This is a genomic window from Macrococcus epidermidis, assembly GCF_024205965.1.
Taxonomy (GTDB): domain Bacteria; phylum Bacillota; class Bacilli; order Staphylococcales; family Staphylococcaceae; genus Macrococcoides; species Macrococcoides epidermidis.
On the sequence record NZ_CP073819.1, the window covers coordinates 451837 to 465368 of the forward strand.

Annotated in this window: 16 protein-coding genes; 10 read left to right on the top strand and 6 right to left on the bottom strand. The window is 34.9% G+C overall.

Annotated elements, in window-relative coordinates; all coding sequences use genetic code 11:
- Nucleotides 1-60: 60 nt before the first annotated feature.
- On the bottom strand, nucleotides 61-1194 hold the full coding sequence (locus tag KFV12_RS02480) for an MFS transporter (protein WP_240837307.1): 1134 nt from the start codon (nucleotides 1192-1194) through the stop codon (nucleotides 61-63).
- A 213-nt stretch (nucleotides 1195-1407) separates the two neighbouring features.
- On the opposite strand from KFV12_RS02480, the gene KFV12_RS02485 reads away from it, so the two are divergent.
- The 3 genes from KFV12_RS02485 (at nucleotide 1408) to KFV12_RS02495 (ending at nucleotide 4123) form a co-directional block, all read left to right on the top strand.
- Nucleotides 1408-2037 (top strand): tetratricopeptide repeat protein, encoded by a 630-nt coding sequence (locus KFV12_RS02485; protein WP_170122562.1) that lies wholly within the window; start codon nucleotides 1408-1410, stop codon nucleotides 2035-2037.
- Between the two features lie 80 nt (nucleotides 2038-2117).
- Entirely contained in the window at nucleotides 2118-2618 is a 501-nt protein-coding gene (locus KFV12_RS02490; RefSeq protein ID WP_111717376.1) for a GNAT family protein, read from the top strand.
- A gap of 158 nt (nucleotides 2619-2776) precedes the next feature.
- Nucleotides 2777-4123, top strand: a complete 1347-nt coding sequence (locus KFV12_RS02495; protein WP_254257205.1) for a YjiH family protein — start codon at nucleotides 2777-2779, stop codon at nucleotides 4121-4123.
- A 45-nt stretch (nucleotides 4124-4168) separates the two neighbouring features.
- Here the strand turns inward: KFV12_RS02495 and KFV12_RS02500 are convergent, their stop codons facing one another.
- The 4 genes from KFV12_RS02500 to KFV12_RS02515 form a co-directional block, all read right to left on the bottom strand.
- Nucleotides 4169-4468 (bottom strand): hypothetical protein, encoded by a 300-nt coding sequence (locus tag KFV12_RS02500; protein WP_254257206.1) that lies wholly within the window; start codon nucleotides 4466-4468, stop codon nucleotides 4169-4171.
- On the bottom strand, nucleotides 4465-4791 hold the full coding sequence (locus KFV12_RS02505) for a heme oxygenase (protein ID WP_111717381.1): 327 nt from the start codon (nucleotides 4789-4791) through the stop codon (nucleotides 4465-4467). The genes KFV12_RS02500 and KFV12_RS02505 overlap by 4 nt, the downstream gene beginning before the upstream one ends.
- A 12-nt stretch (nucleotides 4792-4803) precedes the next feature.
- Nucleotides 4804-5520, bottom strand: coding sequence for an SDR family NAD(P)-dependent oxidoreductase (locus tag KFV12_RS02510; RefSeq protein WP_254257207.1), 717 nt, complete (start codon nucleotides 5518-5520; stop codon nucleotides 4804-4806).
- Nucleotides 5521-6054: 534 nt separating this feature from the next.
- Nucleotides 6055-6318: a SunI/YnzG family protein gene (locus tag KFV12_RS02515; protein WP_096077344.1), complete on the bottom strand. Its 264-nt coding sequence runs from the start codon at nucleotides 6316-6318 to the stop codon at nucleotides 6055-6057.
- 160 nt (nucleotides 6319-6478) lie between these two features.
- Here KFV12_RS02515 and KFV12_RS02520 point away from each other — a divergent pair, with 160 nt between their 5' ends.
- Entirely contained in the window at nucleotides 6479-7642 is a 1164-nt protein-coding gene (locus KFV12_RS02520; RefSeq protein WP_239241932.1) for a CynX/NimT family MFS transporter, read from the top strand.
- 18 nt (nucleotides 7643-7660) lie between these two features.
- Here the strand turns inward: KFV12_RS02520 and rarD are convergent, their stop codons facing one another.
- Nucleotides 7661-8566, bottom strand: coding sequence for an EamA family transporter RarD (rarD, locus tag KFV12_RS02525; RefSeq protein ID WP_240837299.1), 906 nt, complete (start codon nucleotides 8564-8566; stop codon nucleotides 7661-7663).
- A gap of 165 nt (nucleotides 8567-8731) precedes the next feature.
- On the opposite strand from rarD, the gene KFV12_RS02530 reads away from it, so the two are divergent.
- The 6 genes from KFV12_RS02530 to KFV12_RS02555 all read left to right on the top strand — a co-directional run bounded on the left by KFV12_RS02530 (nucleotide 8732) and on the right by KFV12_RS02555 (nucleotide 13508).
- Nucleotides 8732-9427: a hypothetical protein gene (locus KFV12_RS02530; RefSeq protein ID WP_254257208.1), complete on the top strand. Its 696-nt coding sequence runs from the start codon at nucleotides 8732-8734 to the stop codon at nucleotides 9425-9427.
- Nucleotides 9411-10106, top strand: coding sequence for a DNA alkylation repair protein (locus tag KFV12_RS02535; RefSeq protein WP_254257209.1), 696 nt, complete (start codon nucleotides 9411-9413; stop codon nucleotides 10104-10106). Before KFV12_RS02530 ends, KFV12_RS02535 begins: the two co-directional genes overlap by 17 nt.
- A 187-nt stretch (nucleotides 10107-10293) precedes the next feature.
- A complete protein-coding gene (locus KFV12_RS02540; protein WP_239241928.1) occupies nucleotides 10294-10797 on the top strand; it encodes a metal-dependent hydrolase in 504 nt (167 codons plus the stop codon).
- A gap of 61 nt (nucleotides 10798-10858) precedes the next feature.
- Complete coding sequence (locus tag KFV12_RS02545; RefSeq protein WP_111717494.1) at nucleotides 10859-12040, top strand: UTP--glucose-1-phosphate uridylyltransferase; 1182 nt, start codon at nucleotides 10859-10861, stop codon at nucleotides 12038-12040.
- Nucleotides 12041-12051: 11 nt separating this feature from the next.
- Complete coding sequence (locus KFV12_RS02550) at nucleotides 12052-12300, top strand: hypothetical protein (protein ID WP_146608875.1); 249 nt, start codon at nucleotides 12052-12054, stop codon at nucleotides 12298-12300.
- A 116-nt stretch (nucleotides 12301-12416) separates the two neighbouring features.
- Entirely contained in the window at nucleotides 12417-13508 is a 1092-nt protein-coding gene (locus KFV12_RS02555) for an efflux RND transporter periplasmic adaptor subunit (protein WP_254257210.1), read from the top strand.
- Nucleotides 13509-13532 lie beyond the last annotated feature (24 nt).

Genomic DNA, 13532 nt, shown 5'->3' on the forward strand with positions numbered 1-13532 from the left:
CACTTTATCAGTTCAATAGATAAAGTGTGTTCTTTTTTAGTTATTTTGTTCAGACTAAAATTAATCTCTCTTTATGGACACAGCTAATCCTAAACAAATAATCGCAAATAAGATTGATAAATAAGGCGCAACAGACAAAGAGAATGTTTCTACAATAATACCACCAATTAACGCACCAAATCCGATACCCGCGTTTAATGCTGACATGTTCCATGCCATGATAGTACTTGAATCACCTTCTACTTGCTTTATGATACCGATTTGAATGGCTGGGTTTGTTCCCCATTCAAAGATATTCCAGACAAGCATCACGAATAGTAATACGAAGTAAAATGGCAAAGCGATATTAAAGAAAAATAATGATAGCGTAAATACAGATAAGGCGATAATCAACCATTGCTTACTACCAATTTTATCTGCCATCATCCCACCTAAACTTGTTCCCGCAATACTACCTAAACCACAAACAAATAATAGAATAGAGACGTGTTGCAGCGTATACCCATGACTGATCATTAACGGGCTAATATAAGTAAACACGATATAGTTTGAAGCTAATATAAAGAATGTGATACCAATATATTTTGCAGCTTCTTTAGGATACAGTAGTTTTGAATGTTTGTTTTCATCTTCCGCTTGTACATTAATTTTATTTGGTAACTGAAGCATTAAGAGGATGGTTGCAATAATACTTACTATAACAATCATCCAGAATGTCGCACGCCAACCGAACATTTCTCCGATTTTTGTGCCGAGAGGTACGCCAAATACATTAGCGCCACTAAATCCGATGTATACCAGACCTAACATTTTCCCGCGTTCTTCAGGTCTGCTTAATACTACGGTTAAAGCTAATAATTTCACGACAATGATACTCGATGCCGCAGAAGCGATAATCCGTCCGATGACGATGACAGTAAATGTATCCCCAACCGCATTAATCGTATTTCCGATAATAAAGATAATCATGCTGATGAGCAATATCCATTTCGGATTATATCTTTCGGTAAGTTTCACGAGGATTGGACCACAAATAGCAACCGTAAAAGCGTAGATAGTGACTAATTGACCGGTCAGTGATTGATTAATATTTAAATCATCACTGATAAGCGTTAAGATACCTGCAACTACGAGTTCCACCATTCCAACAACAAAGATGCTAAGTATAAAAGTAAATAATTTAAGGCGTGTCATAATAGATCCTTTCAATATAGCGTGCATTAGAAATTATATCAGTAAAAATAAAAAAGTACATCCTTATGTTATCAGATGAATAATTATGATAAACACTATACAATAAAAGAGAGGTGAGCATCATGGGAGCAATACTTTCATTGATTGGCGATATATTTGCAGCAATAGCAACAAGTCTATTACAACAAACAAAACAAAGCGAGGAGCATGACAATGAATTATAATGAACAAATCGATTTAGTATTTGAACAGTTTGAGAATGGGGATATTGAAGAGGCGACAAAATTATTACAGGAAATTGGCAATCATATCAATCCAGGTGATGAAGATTACGCGGACTATCAATTAAATGCGGCATATATTTATGCAGCAGATAATCACTTTGATAAAGCACGCGAATCATTAAATAACTTATTAAATTCTGAAGATGCAGAAGAACAACAAATGGCATATCATCAATTAGGATTAGTAGAAAGAATGGATGCAGAGTTTGATCAGTCGATTGCATACTTTAAGAAAGAAGCTGAATTAATCGATGCTAACTTTAGTGATGATACGATTAAACGATCTGTAAATTTATACGAGTTAGGATATGTACAATTATTAAATAATCAATATGATGAAGGGAAAGCGTCACTTGAAGCATCTTTAAAATTAGCTGAACAGTCAGAAGATGATTTAAGTATTGCGATTTCTAACCGTGCATTAGGTGAATTATATGCTGCACAGGAAGAGATGGATAAAGCTAAATCTTACTTCACAGAAGCGAAACGCTATTTCCGTAAAGATGGCGATGATATGGGTGTTGCTGAAATTGAAGCTTTAGAAGCGGCAATTTTCTAAAAATTCATTGTCAAAAGCGTTATAAAAGGTCATAATGATAATGAAAAGGTTTTCATAATGGTTGACGAGGAGTGATTGGCATGATTCAGGAACTAACAAAAGAACAACTTCAAGATGCTGTGGATCGAATTGCTGAGATTTATTTAACAAATTTCGAAGATGCGAGAAGCCATAAAGAAATGGTTGCAAATATTTTAAAATACAGTGAAACACCAGGATTTAAAGCATTGATTAGTCATCAGTTTGGTAATATCAATGGTTATTTGTATGGCTATCCGAGTGAAAGTAAACAATTTTATCGTGAATTAATCGATCGATATTTAACAGCTGATGAGAAAGAGAAATTAAATGGTGCATTTGAGATTCTTTCAATCGCTGTTGATAAGAGTAGCAAGCATAGCGGTATAGGAACGAAGTTACTTGCAGCACTTCCTGCAGGTAAATATTATTTAACAAGTGATGTACATGATATCGTTGCGAATACATTCTACTATAAGAATGATTGGCAACTGTTAAAAGGTAATATGCATTTACATCCAAGTATCCCTGATAAAAATTTATATTACAAAGAAGTAAAATAAAACTGTATACCCGATCGAAACTATCGATTGGGTATTATTATGGTCTTTATTATTAGAATATTCAAAAAAATGAATGTTTTGAAAGGGTATTTACACAGTAATTTTAGTGTGTTAATGTATAAATATTAATTTTTGTGAATAAAAAATGGAGGAACGTAATGAAACAATATGATAAGAAGACCTGGAAGATAGGTCAGCTGAAATTTATTATTTTAAGTATTATCGGTATATTTTTATTTTTAACACCACTACAAGTTGATGGTAAGACGAGTTTGCCTGTGGCTGTACTTGCCAAGTGGTTTTTAAATGTACTGGGTAATACAACACCAACATTGATTTATAGTGTAATTATGATTTCGATATTATTTACATTTTATTTTAGTTTTATTAGTAAACCTAAATCATCTTATATTAATACTTTATTTAATGTGAATTGGATATGGTGCATTGTTAGGTTAATAGGTGCAGTATTTGCAACGATTGTTTATTTTAAAATGAATGTTCCTTTTGTTGATACAGAAGCCACAGGACAATTAATTTATTCTGGGTTATTGCCAACTTTAATTGCAGTCTTTTTCTTTGCAGGTCTGTTTTTACCATTTTTAATGGATTATGGTTTACTTGAATTTTTAGGACCGATGTTCTCAAAAGTAATGCGTCCGTTATTTACATTACCGGGACGTTCTGCAGTAGATAATTTAGCTTCATTTATCGGAGATGGTACAGTAGGTGTAATGATTACGTCGAAACAATATGAAGGGAATTTCTTTACACGTCGAGAGGCGACTGTTATTGCAACATCATTCTCAGTTGTATCGATTACGTTTGCGATAGTAGTGTGTGATCAAGTAGGGTTAATGAATCATTTCTTCGCCTTTTACGGGACAGTTATCGTATCATGCTTAATTGCAGCGATGATTATGCCACGTATCTGGCCATTATCAAAAGTGCCAGATCAATATGCAGATGGCAGTACAGAAATTATTGATGAGACGACACCTGAAGGACATACGATTGTAAGTTATGGTTATCACAATGCGACAGTTAAAGCGATTAAAGCACCAGGATGGAAGCTGTTCTGGTTATCAGGGGTGAAGACTGTTGGGGATATGTGGTTTGCCGTATTACCTGTTGTAATGGCAATCGGAACATTAGCAACGATTGTCGCAGAACATACGAAGTTCTTTACATATATAGGGCTGCCGTTTGTACCTTTACTTAATTTATTGCAAATACCAGACGCAGTTGCTGCATCTGAAACGATATTAATTGGATTTGCAGATATGTTCCTGCCTTCAATTTTAATCTCAGATGTAAAGTCAGATTTAACACGTTTTATCATTGGTGCACTCAGTATTTCTCAATTAATCTACTTATCTGAAGTAGGTGGGGTAATTTTAGGTTCTAAAATACCGGTCAGCTTACCGAAGCTATTTGTTATCTTTTTGATGAGAACGATTATATGTCTTCCAATTATTACGCTTATGGCACATTTAATCTTCTAAGGTATAAAATCAAGCCCGAACTGTTTAAGCAGTTCGGGCTTCTTTTTATAAACATTCATATATTTCTACCGACTCAAGTGTATGTTTAGTATCAACTGCAAACCAAATGGCATTCCAATCCTCTTGACTACGTTCAAACGCTGTGCGTGCTTCGTAATCAGCTATTGAATTGTAGAAAATATCTAGTACGAATGTCGTAGTTGTATCATTTGTTTGTCTATACAATTTAATATCAGTACTCGATGGCGTTGAATTAAATTTAGGATCCGCAGATACTTGAAACTTATGCATCAGTTCAGGTAGATATTCATTTTTAGTTGTGTAGGTGAATACAACTTTAATCATTTACTAACCTCTGTTTCAAGCTTTGCAATTACTATTTCTGAACCTAACATCGGTGATTCCTGTTTCTCAGATTCTGACTTATTACCACGTTGTGCGTGTGCTTTTTTAAATGCATCACTTGTTTTCCATGCTTCGAAATCTTCTAAAGTTTCCCACCATGTGTTTACATGTAGTTCGTCATATTCATCTAAATTCTGAATTGACCAAGTTTCGATTTTAGTAAATCCTTTTAGCTCTGTAATGTCGCCACCTTTAGTAAACATTGGTGCCATTTTTTCAGCAAAACCTTTTTTCATTTTAATTCTATTTGTTACGATATACATTATTTTACCTCCTTATTTTTTAATTGGGTTTGTCGCCCAGATTTGAGTGTGTTTAACAAATGTACGTCGATTTAATTTTAATTGGCTCACAATAACTTCAGCAATATCTTCAGGGTGTGTCATTGATTCAGGTTCAAGTGACGGTTCACCGATTAAGTCTGTTAGCACTGCTGAAGGGTGAATAAGAAATGTACGGATATTATGCGGGCGCATTTCTCGCATAAAGCTATCAGACATACCAGTAAGTGCAAATTTTGTAGCTGAATAAGCACTTGAATTGGCATTAGCATTCACTGCTGACATAGAGCTCATATTAACGATATCGCCTTGACCTTGTTTAATCATGACTGGTGCTACTTCCTGCATAAAGCGGAATGGACCGTATACATTTGTCTGGATGAGCTCATCTAATAACGCTTCTGATGTTTCTAAGAAAGGTGCATTTTTCATTACACCTGCGTTATTTACTAATATATCAATTCGCTCAAATGTTTCAAGAACATGTGCGACACATGATTTTATATCTTCTGCATTTTTATTATCACAAACAATTGCTGTCGTATCGATGTCGTATTGATCGAGTGTTGTGATAGCTGATTCTAACTTATCAAAGTTACGTCCGGTAATTGCGATATTTACGCCTTCCTGTGCTAAAGCTTTCGCAATTTCAAGACCGATACCACTAGAACCACCTGTAATTAAAGCAACTTTTCCTTTTAATTGTTCCATTGTATTGCCTCCTTTATCTTCACGTTTATAGTAACAAAACTTGGTGGAAAGAGGATAGTAATATGAATGATGATGCTTATTAAAGAAGGCGAGTGGTGGAATAGGTGCTAGTGTATGTCATCTTTTCCGGATAATCGTACTATCCGGAAAAGACGGGCGGAAAATAGGTGAGAGATGTGTCATCTTTTCCGGATAATCGTACTATCCGGCAAAGACAGACGGAAAATAGGTGAGAGATGTGTCATCTTTTCCGGATACTCGTACTATCCGGAAAAGAGGGGCGGAAAATAGGTGAGAGATGTGTCATCTTTTCCGGATACGCGTACTATCCGGCAAAGACAGACGGAAAATAGGTGAGAGATGTGTCATCTTTTCCGGATACGCGTATTATCCGGCAAAGACGGACGAAAAATAGGTGAGAGATGTGTCATCTTTTCCGGATACGCGTACTATCCGGCAAAGACGGGCAAAAAATATAATACAAATAAACATAAAAAGAGGCCGTATATAAAACCGGCCTCCATCGTATTACAATTACTTATTTAATTCATTGATGATTTTTTTGTCGTTGTGTGTGTAGATGATGTATTTTTTATCTTTAGTGTCTAAAAGGATACGATTAGTTTTACCAAAAGTTGAACCGATACGTACTACTTTCTCATCGTTATTCTCATCTGCACCAGCGTAGATGTTTGTATCTTCTTTTACGCTTAAGATGTCTTCGTTCGGAATTGTGATGTCAGCAACACGCCATTTGATATTTACTTCTTTATCGTTCTTAGTAATTCTCATTGCCATTTTTAATACACATCCTTATTTATTTGATACCATAAATATACTCCTTTTTATGACGACTTACAATTAAACCGATGTTTTTTCCCGAAAAAAAATGAAAATTACGTGATATGATTGAATTAACAAACAATCGTTAAAAATAGAGCGATTAAGGAGGAGAAAATTGAATAAAAAAATTCAAATGTTGATATTACTACTCGGTGTTGTTGTCGTTGCTTCGACATTACGAGCACCGCTTACAGCAATTGGCCCGATGATTTCAGAAATAGGTGATGCATTAGATCTTCCGAAAGCCTTACTTGGAATGCTAACAACGATTCCGCTGATTATGTTTGGCATGGTATCACCGTTTGTGGCGCGTTTCTCTCGTTCAGTAGGGATGAGCGCTGCATTGATGATTGGCATGTTTATTCTACTCTGTGGTCTTATCATTCGTATTATTCCTAACATCCCTATGTTGTTAACGGGTACGGTATTGATTGGTATTGGCATAGCGATAGGAAATGTAATACTTCCGAGCTTTGTAAAATGGCGTTTCCCTCAACAGATGGGATTGATGACGGGCGTGTTTGCTGCAACGATGAATATGACAGCAGGTATCGGTGGTGGTTTAAGTGTGCCATTGAGTATGGTTAATGATGGAGGGTATCAATATTCATTAGGATTCTGGATATTATTTAGTATTGCAGGTATTTTACTATGGATGCCACAACTGAAATATAATCCAAGATTAACTGTAACAGAAAGTAAGCGTCCTATATATAAATCTAAACTTGCGGTTGCAATTGCTTTAATGATGGGATTTCAGTCGATGAACTTTTATTCAACTGTTACATGGTTTCCTGATATTTTAATGTCATATGGCGTTAGTCAGGAAGCAGCGGGTTATTATTTAATGCTCAATCAGTTTGCTCAGTTGCCGATGACTTTTCTAATGCCTGTTATTGCAATGAAAATGAAAAATCAACGTCCACTTGTGTATTTATTTACAGCATTATTTCTAATTGGCTTCAGTGCATTGCTAGTTAACAAGACGATATTTATCGTAATTGCCATGATAGCGACTGGTCTAGCAGGTGGTGCGGCATTTAGTTTATGCATGTTGTTCTTCTCACTACGTGCCAGGACTACTGAAGATGCGATTGAATTGTCTGGTTTCAGTCAATCCGTCGGGTATTTTGTAGCTGCTATTGGTCCGATGTTGCTCGGATATTTACATGATGTATTTAATAGTCACACACCGAGTTATATTATGTTCTTTGTGATTACGATTGTGATGTTTATTTTTGCTTTTATCTCAAGTCAGAATAAATATATCTTTGAATAGAAAAACTGCTCAGTGATGTTAACTGAGCAGTTTTTTACGTTTCATTGTCTTAAATTGCATATACTTACTATAACTATAAAGGATAAGACCCGTCCATATACAGAAGAATGTTATAAGGTCGGTCATACTAAATGACTCCCCGAACAAAAAGACACCTTGTAGCAATATTAAAGTTGGTGAAATATATTGTAAGAAGCCGATTAAAGATAATGGGATACGCTTTGCGCCTGCTGTAAACATGATGAGTGGTACTGCAGTAGCGACCCCGGCAAAAAGTATTAGAAAACTCGTGTGATTCATACCGAAGTGCTGTTCACCTTGTCTTGCTAAAAGGAAGAGACCAAGCATTGCTACTGGTAATGATATGATTGTTTCAAGTGCGATACTATAGATAGCATCGATATTGACAAACTTCTTCATCAGCCCATATAATGCAAAACTCATAGCAAGAATAATTGATATGAGTGGGAAAGTACCGCTGCTGATTGTCATATAAAATACACCAATTGCTGCAAAGATAATCGCAAACGTCTCTAGTATATTAAAACGTTCTTTCATAAAAATAAATCCAAGTGCGATACTCATCAATGGATTGATGTAATATCCAAGACTAGCCTGCAATACATGATGGTTGTTAATCGCCCAGATAAATATACCCCAGTTCACCATAATTACGATACTAGCGATAATCAGTGCAATCAATTCTTTTTTACGATTGAATAACGCTTTCGTATCTGTTTTAAAGGTGCTCCATTTCTTTAATGCGACAATCAAGATCACCATAAATACAGCTGACCAGATAACGCGATGAAATAATATCTCATAAGGGTTGAAGGTATTGACTGAACGCCAATATGTAGGAAGTAATCCCCATAATAAATATGCACCACCTGCATATAGTACCCCTTTTGTATTTTCCTGCATATATACACCTCCGCCTTTTCTATCATCATCATAGCAAAACTCTATTATGTCGTGCTGAAATGATGCTTAAGTACAGGATAAATAGTGTTTCTACACATTTTTAGTGCATGTGGTATAATACTTACATTGTATGTCGTTAATTTCATACATCTAAGGAGAGAAACAATGAAAAAGTGGATAAGTATTTTGCTCATGTCAGTAGTACTTTGTGCGTGTGGTAAGGCAGAAGATGCACCTAAAAAAGTCGATCATAAGCCTGATATAGAAGTGAAAGTAAAACCACCAGTTGATAAGAAAAAGACTGATGATACTAAAAAAACAGCAAAAAAAGAAAAGAATAGTACGAAAGAAAAGAAAGAAAAAAACAGTACAGCAACTACAAATAAAACTGTTCAAACATCAAGAGGTTATGATACAGAACGGTATAATCTTGCAAGAACTTGCCTTGTAACTCCGGGCAAAGAAAAAACAGCTGATTGTCAGGATATTAGTCACACTTCTGAATATTCGAAAGCGTGGAACAATCTGACGAGTGAGGGCTATATTTGTAGAAGTGGTCAATGTAATTTGGCAGTTCAAACCGAAACTGAAGAGAAAACGATTGAAAAACAAGAGAAGGTCACAAATGAACAGAAGAGCACTGTCCCGATTACAACTGAAGTCATCCCTGCTAAACCGGATAAGACGACAGAACCAAAAACGACAGAACCAACTACGGAACCGCCTCAAACTTCTGAATCTGATGAAGTAAGAACGACAGAACCGAAAACGACAGAACAAAAAAATACGCTGACAAAAGAGGATACAGCGCAACAATCGAGGTCAGCAGTGCAGGACAATTCAGATGATAACAATCAATGATATTAAAGCAGCATACATTCCTCTAAAAAATAATGATCATCAACATTCGATGGAAAGTTATATGAAAAATAACTTTCCATTTCTCGGTATTAAGAAGAGTGTAACTGCGCCTGTAATGAGAGAATTATTTAAACAGGGATTACCAGCTACTAAAGAAGGTGTGAAAACACTGGTGGACGATTGTTTTCTTGAGAGAGAACGAGAATATCACTATATTGGTATGGTGATTCTAAATAAAAAAGAAAAGTTGTTTAATGTGACTGATCTTGATTATATTGAAGGACTTTTAACGACACATAGCTGGTGGGACTCGGTAGATACAATCGCACCGAATATCGTTGGGTCAATAGTACTAAGAGAACGTAACATAGGAGAACAGAAGATGCGAGAATGGAATCGTTCTGATAACTTCTGGCTACAACGCGCTAGTCTTTTACATCAACTAAAATATAAGGATAAAATGAACGAAATATTGCTCACAGAATTTATTCTAAATACGAAAGATGATAAAGCATTTTTTATTCGTAAAGCGATTGGTTGGGTACTAAGAGAATATTCAAAGACGAATGCTGTATTCGTAAAAGATTTTATCTCTTCCAATAAACTCTCACCATTGTCAGAACGTGAAGCTTTAAAATGGCTGACAAGAACACAAAAAAATCGACTCAAACTAAAATGAGTCGATTTTTTGTGTTCAAATGTAGTTATAAACATTTGACTAGAATGAGTTGGGCGAAATAAAGGGGGTTATTTCATTTATTTAATACTCATTGACTTATAATGCTAGTATAATAATATGTGAAATATATTTCAATGGATATGTGATGTGTTTCACAGAAGTGTCAAATATGAAGGAGATGTGTCTAATGACCGGAAAAACACATATAGCACTCGGTGTGCTGATCGGCACATCTTATGGTATGCATGCTGCTTATGATATCAGTTCTTTCGCTGGTATTATCGGTACTACAGCACTGTTTAGTATCGTACCTGATATTTGCCATGCTGGTAGCAAGCTCGGGAAAAAGATATGGCCGATCAGTTCGTTAATTGCACTTATTTTTGGGCATCGTACGCTGACGCATTCAATCTTTTTTATGTTACTTACAGGTATATTACTCATTGTACTGAATGTTAATACGATATATGTGATCAGTGCAGTAATCGGTGTAATCAGCCATTTGTTATTAGATATGTTAACACCGCGTGGCGTAACTTTATTCTTCCCGATAAATAAGAAGATTGTTTTCCCTTTTACATTTAAGACTGGAGGGATTTTAGATTTGTCACTTGCAACGACTTTTAGTGTGTTAACGATGTATCTATTTTATACAGAAATGTTTCATAGAACATTAGTATGGCTAAACTAATCATGATAAAATATGAATAAACATAATTTTAAAATAATAAAGTCTAAGGAGAATTTCACGGATGAACAATAAATTAAAACAATACGGTCATACAACTTTAGCAACACAATTAGAGCGCTTATCTGATGATAAAAAGGTTGAGTTACAAAATATGCTGGAACAGCAGGACTTTGATAGCATCCAAAAGTTATATGATGAAGTTTATGTTAATCGAGAGGTAAAGTTACCACAAGGTGAAATTAAAGACGTTGAGACAATCATTAAAGATGAAATGTCAGAAGAAATGCGTATTACATATAAAGAAAAAGGGTTAGAAGCAATTAAACAACTTAAAATAGCACCTGTATTGATGGCAGGTGGTCAAGGTACACGTTTAGAACATCCAGGACCTAAAGGTACATTTGAATTTGATGGGAAAAGTTTGTTTGAATTTCAGGCTGAACAAATTATTACTTACAATGAAGCATATAGTATCAATATACCATGGACAATTATGACAAGTGACATTAATCACGAGGAAACATTAGCTTACTTTGAAGCACATCATTATTTTGGTATGCCAAAAGAAAATATTACGTTCTTTAAGCAACCGAATATCGTGGCATTGAGTGAGTCAGGTGAATTATTATTAAATAAAGAACAATCACTTCTTACAACGCCGAATGGCAATGGTGGTATTTTTGAAGCATTACATTCAACTGGTGTGAACAACGCTTTAAAGGACAAAGGCGTAGAATATCTTTACATTAATAATATTGATAATGTTCTCGTAAAAGTGTTAGATCCAATTCTTTGTGGATTAGCTGTAGACAGTCAGTCAGATGTTACTACAAAGACAATTGCAGCTAAGGATAATGAAAGTGTAGGACGTGTTATTGAAGTTGAAGGTGTTAAACAAGTTATGGAGTACACTGAATTACCTGAAGGTGAAGAGAATACATATCGCAACGCAAATATTGGTATTCACATCTTTAAATTAGATTATTTAATAGCACATGCTGAAAGCGAACTACCCTATCACTTAGCAATCAAGAACTTAGAACAATTAGACGGTGAATTAAATCCTGTAAAACAATCAACATTAAAGTTTGAAAAGTTTTATTTTGACATCTTCCGTTATGGTCAATCATTTAAGACATTACAAGTGGACCGTGCAAGTGAATTTAGTCCGTTAAAGAATAAAGAAGGAAAAGATAGTGTTGAAACAGCCCGTCAGGACTTAATCAATAATAAATTATTGTAGAGGTGAACCATTTGAAATCTAAAACACATATTTATGTCATTATCATGATGTTAGCGCTTGTGGCTATAAATCTCTATCTATCATACTATTATATTATTGGTCCCGGACGAGGAGAAGTCAGCTGGATGGGGTTTGTATCTTTATTTGCTGCTTTAATGCTTATCGGATTAACGTATAAGTATTATCAATCTCAGAAAAAGATTAATATGGATGATTTTAATGCGCATATTAAATCAGATGATGACCGTCTCATTAAATAGCTTTAAGTATAGAAAAGGGAAATTAAATCTTCTGGATGTGTAGATAAAAGTAATAAACGATGTGTAATGTGTTGTGCATAATAAATTGAAATTTTGGCATAGGGCGTGTGAATGTAATGAAGAATAAATGGTTTTTGCCGGTTGTCTTATCGTTAATTGTACTTGCGTTGGTATTAGCAAGTGTCATATTTTTATACTTAAATGAACAGGATAAGAAGAATACGATTGAAATTGATGAACGTATAAAGACACACGTATTAAATGTCGATGGTAAAGTTAAACAGAACTTATCGAACTATTTTCAGGAAGGTGAACAGAAAGAGCCGGTTCTCATGCATGTGAAACTAGGAGATACCGTCCAAAAAGGTGATCCATTGTTCACATATAATGATGAAGCCCTGTTCTCTAAAGAAAAAGAAGTTGGTCTTTCATTAGATAACAAGATGATTGAGAAAGATCAGATTGAAGGGCAAATTCTAGCGATGGAAATGATGGAAAGCGACACTTCTTCTGAAAATAAACTTGATGAAATTGAAGCTCAGTTAAACTGGCTGGATTCTGAACTATCTAAAGCAGAGAACAATATTGATATATTAAAGGAAAAGCAGACACAAATTTCAGGTAAGATAGATGAATTAACAGTTAAAGCAAGTACGGACGGAAAAGTTGTTAAACTGGATAAAGCTCAAATTGAGAAATTCTCAGAAAAAGCACAGAAAAAACCGATTCTGGTTGTGACAGACGAGAAGTACTTTGTAGAAGGAACAGCAAGCAGAAAGCAGATTGACTTCCTTGAAGAAGGATTAAAATTTGATGCTAAACACGTGCAAAACAAAGATAAATCATACAATGGAACTGTGGATACATATGAGCAGTTGGCAGTAAATCCTGAAGCTGATACACAACGTTTTTTATATCAAGGTAGTTTAGATCATCATAAAAATCTATACGTCGGAGATAAGATGAATGTTAAGATTCATCTATCCTATAAAGATCATATTTGGTTACCAGAGCGATACGTGAAGAAAAAGTTAACAACACATAAAAATAAAAAGAAACTTGCACACCCGGTAAAAGAATATTACGTCAATAAAATCTATGGTGATCAGGTGAATGAAGAGAAAGTTAAAGTGAAACGTTTTGTAAATGGTCAGTACCTTGTCGTTGATGGTCTTTCTTCAATCGATGCTATAAAAGCGTTTAAATAAATTTTATAACATTTTTATGATTGC

Coding starts and splice junctions, on each gene's coding strand:
- KFV12_RS02530 (WP_254257208.1), top strand. CDS start 8,732: ATGAAAAAGTGGATAAGTATTTTGCTCATGTCAGTAGTACTTTGTGCG.
- KFV12_RS02505 (WP_111717381.1), bottom strand. CDS start 4,791: ATGTATATCGTAACAAATAGAATTAAAATGAAAAAAGGTTTTGCTGAA.
- KFV12_RS02555 (WP_254257210.1), top strand. CDS start 12,417: ATGAAGAATAAATGGTTTTTGCCGGTTGTCTTATCGTTAATTGTACTT.
- KFV12_RS02500 (WP_254257206.1), bottom strand. CDS start 4,468: ATGATTAAAGTTGTATTCACCTACACAACTAAAAATGAATATCTACCT.
- KFV12_RS02540 (WP_239241928.1), top strand. CDS start 10,294: ATGACCGGAAAAACACATATAGCACTCGGTGTGCTGATCGGCACATCT.
- KFV12_RS02535 (WP_254257209.1), top strand. CDS start 9,411: ATGATAACAATCAATGATATTAAAGCAGCATACATTCCTCTAAAAAAT.
- rarD (WP_240837299.1), bottom strand. CDS start 8,566: ATGCAGGAAAATACAAAAGGGGTACTATATGCAGGTGGTGCATATTTA.
- KFV12_RS02495 (WP_254257205.1), top strand. CDS start 2,777: ATGAAACAATATGATAAGAAGACCTGGAAGATAGGTCAGCTGAAATTT.
- KFV12_RS02515 (WP_096077344.1), bottom strand. CDS start 6,318: ATGGCAATGAGAATTACTAAGAACGATAAAGAAGTAAATATCAAATGG.
- KFV12_RS02490 (WP_111717376.1), top strand. CDS start 2,118: ATGATTCAGGAACTAACAAAAGAACAACTTCAAGATGCTGTGGATCGA.
- KFV12_RS02480 (WP_240837307.1), bottom strand. CDS start 1,194: ATGACACGCCTTAAATTATTTACTTTTATACTTAGCATCTTTGTTGTT.
- KFV12_RS02545 (WP_111717494.1), top strand. CDS start 10,859: ATGAACAATAAATTAAAACAATACGGTCATACAACTTTAGCAACACAA.
- KFV12_RS02485 (WP_170122562.1), top strand. CDS start 1,408: ATGAATTATAATGAACAAATCGATTTAGTATTTGAACAGTTTGAGAAT.
- KFV12_RS02510 (WP_254257207.1), bottom strand. CDS start 5,520: ATGGAACAATTAAAAGGAAAAGTTGCTTTAATTACAGGTGGTTCTAGT.